The following is a 3,156-nucleotide window of genomic DNA, read 5'->3' on the forward strand; positions in this document are numbered from 1 at the left end:
GATGCTCGCTGCGCTCGCTCGCCAAGCTGGAGCTTGGCGTTACTGCAAACGCAGCCGCACATACAAGCGCCCGTCGGCCTCGCGCAAAGCCAGCGGCGCACCGTGCAGCTCGGCAATGCGGTTGCTGAGCCACAGCCCCAAACCCGCGCCGCCGCTGAGCACGTCGGCCTGGTAGCGGGCGGTAGTGAGGCGCGATAAGTCGCCCAAAGAAGTATGTATGGGGTTGCTGACCTCGGCATAAAACAGGCCGGTAGCGGCCTCCCGCCCTACCGCCACGTGCACGGCCGCGCCGGGCGGCGCGTGGCGCAGGGCATTATCTAGCAGGTTGATAATGACCGTAGTGAGCTTGTCGGCATCGCCGGGCACGGTGTAGTCGGGCACGGCTTCGTCAATGCTTAAATCGAGCGGCCGGCCCGCCGCCCGGAAGCGCGGCCCGAGCTGGTCGGCAGCGGCGAGCACCAGTTCATCGAGCGGCACCGGGCGGCGCGTGAGGGGCAGCGCATCGGAGCGCAGGCGGCTGACCAGCAGGAAGTCTTCAACCAGGCGGCCCAGGCGTTGGAGCTCCTGGCTTTGGGCGGCGAGGGCGGGGCGCAGGTTGGCGGGCAGCTCGGGGCTCTGGCGCGTCACGGCGAGGCCGGTTTGGAGCACGGCCAGCGGGGTGCGCAGCTCATGGGCGGCGGCGGCCAGAAAATTGTCTTGCAGCTCGGCCCCGGCTTGCAGGCGGTCGAGCATCTTATTGAGCGCCTGGGCCAGTTCCTGCACCTCGTCGCCGGTGGCGGGCACGGGCAGGCGCTCGGGGCCAGGGGCCGCCCCAATGCGCCGCGCCTGCCGGCTGATGCGCCGCAACGGCCGCAGCACCAGCCAGCCCAGGCCGGCCGCCAGCGCGGCGGCCAGCGCCAGGCTGCCCGCCAGCGCGCCCCACAGCCCCAGCCGCACGCGGCCCAGGTCGGCCAGCAGCGGCGCGGCCGAGTGCGCCAGCCACAGCCGCACTTGCACCGAGCGGCCGGCGTAGTCGGTGGCGGCTTGCTGCACCTCCACCACGCTCAGCGTATCAGTTTCTTTTTCAGCAGCCAACATCCCAAAGCCTGGCGAGTGAAACAGCTCGCGGGCGGGCTGCCCCGTGGCCTCGACTACCACGCGCATTTGCTCGCCGCGCACCGGCAGCGGCACCACGGGCACGGCCCCGCTCACCTCCACGCGGCCCAGCAGGGCCTCGGCGCGGGCGCGCAGGCGCAGCTCATTGCCCTGGTGCAGCACGCGGCCTACCTGCCGGTACTGGTAGAAGCCGGCCAGCCCCACCACCAGCCCAAACACCACCGCGAAAGCCAGCGCCAGCTGCCCCCGCAGGCCCCGCAGCGCCTTCATCGGGCGGCGGCGGGGTCGTGCAGCCGGTAGCCGTGGCCCACCACGGTTTCGAGCAGCGGCGGCAGGCTGGGGAAGGCGCGGTCGAGTTTGCGGCGCAGCTGCGAGATGTGTACCTCTATCACGTTGGAACCCATATCAAAATCAACTTCCCACACCTTTTCGGCAATGCGGGTTTTGGTGACGACCCGATTAGGATTGCGCAGCAGCAATTCCAGCAAGGCAAACTCGCGGTTGGTGAGCGTAAGCAGCTGGCCGGCGCGGCTCACGCGGCGATGCACGAGGTCGAGCTCCAGGTCGGCGAGGCGCAGCACGGGCGTTTCGGCCGAGGCCGAGCGGCGCTGCACGGTGCGCAGCCGGGCCAGCAGTTCTTCAAAAGCAAAGGGCTTGCGCAAATAATCGACTGCCCCAGCATCAAGCCCCTTGATAACGTGCTCGGTACCACTTAGCGCACTCACAATGATAACGGGCGTGCTGATGCCAAACTCGCGCAGGTTGCGCAACACGTCGAGGCCGTTTTGGCCGGGCAGCATCAGGTCGAGCAAAATGACGTCGTAGGGCGTGGCGGCGGCCATTTCGAGGCCGGTCGCGCCGTTGTCGGCCCCGTCGGCCAGGTGACCGGCCTGGGTCAGCCCCTGCCGCACAAACTCGGCCAGCCGGGGCTCATCTTCAATTACCAGAATTCGCATGGGGGCACTACGTAAGGCCGAGGTAAAAGTGCGTCAACTACGTCCGTCATGCTGAGCTTGCCGAAGCATCTCTACCGCACCGTTCAAAGAGGCGGTAGAGATGCTTCGGCAAGCTCAGCATGACGGATGCCGAGGCTGACCCAGTAGCCTACCGCACCAGAAACTGCACCCCGTCGAGGGTAATGGTCTGGGCGCGCACCACGCGCACGGGCTTGGCGGCTACCTCGCCGGGGGCGGCGGCGCGCAGGGTGCCGGCAGCAGCCACGGTAGCGCCTACTTTAAGCTTGTCGGCCAGCTGCTCGGCAGCGTCGGGCGAGAGGCGCACGATGGTGCCATCATTCAGCGCCAGGGCGTGGGTGCGGCCGTTGGGGCCTTGCAGCAGGCGCTGCACGGTGCCGCGCACGGTAGTAGCCTCTTCGGTGGGCGGGGTGGTGGGCGGCGTGGGCGGCGTGTCGCGCACGGTCTGGCCGCCGGCGGTGAGGCTTACCAGGTGCAGGGCGGTGCGGCCCTCGGGGTCGGTGTCGCGAAAGCCCGATACGGTAACCTGGCTACCGGCTTTGGCGGCGGCCATCAGGGCCTGGGCCTGGTGTCGCGGGAAGCGCACGGTTTCAGTGCCGGTGCTGGTTTTCAGGGTGAAGGCATCGTACACCTGCTCGTCATTGTCGGCGGTGTAGCCGGTGAGCGTGCCGCTGAAATCGGTGAGCGCCTGCGCGCCGCCTTTGCGGGGGCCGGGGCCATCGGGGCGGCCGGGGCCGGCACCTGGGCGGCCAGGGCCGCCGGGCAGCATACCGGGGCGGGGGCCTTCGGCGGGCGGGGGCGGCGGGGCCAGGGCCGCGCCAGCGGCAGCGGGGGCTGGGGCGGCAGTAGCGGCGGACTGGGTGCGCTTGGTTTTGGTTTTTACTTTGCCGGTGCTGGTGGTGGGGGCTTGCTGGGCGGGGGCCAGGGGGCCAGCGAGCAGCAGGGCTGCCAGGGCAACGGCAGCGGGCATTTTGAAATACGACATGGGAAAAGTTGCGTAAGGGCGGCGGTTCGTTCCGCTTTCCTGATTCAAAATTGCCGGCCCCACCTTAGGAGCACCTGAACCGCGAATTAATTTTTCTTAAGG

Annotated in this window: 3 protein-coding genes; all 3 read right to left on the bottom strand. The window is 68.8% G+C overall.

From position 1 onward, the window contains the following. Positions 1-39: 39 nt before the first annotated feature. Entirely contained in the window at positions 40-1,365 is a 1,326-nt protein-coding gene (locus VFO93_RS19895) for a HAMP domain-containing sensor histidine kinase (protein WP_325136143.1), read from the bottom strand. Next, positions 1,362-2,051 (bottom strand): response regulator transcription factor, encoded by a 690-nt coding sequence (locus VFO93_RS19900; RefSeq protein ID WP_325136144.1) that lies wholly within the window; start codon positions 2,049-2,051, stop codon positions 1,362-1,364. The genes VFO93_RS19895 and VFO93_RS19900 overlap by 4 nt, the downstream gene beginning before the upstream one ends. A gap of 148 nt (positions 2,052-2,199) precedes the next feature. Beyond that, on the bottom strand, positions 2,200-3,054 hold the full coding sequence (locus VFO93_RS19905) for a hypothetical protein (protein WP_325136145.1): 855 nt from the start codon (positions 3,052-3,054) through the stop codon (positions 2,200-2,202). Between the last annotated feature and the right edge of the window lie 102 nt (positions 3,055-3,156).

The organism is Hymenobacter sp., from assembly GCF_035709525.1.
In the GTDB taxonomy this organism is placed as follows: domain Bacteria; phylum Bacteroidota; class Bacteroidia; order Cytophagales; family Hymenobacteraceae; genus Hymenobacter.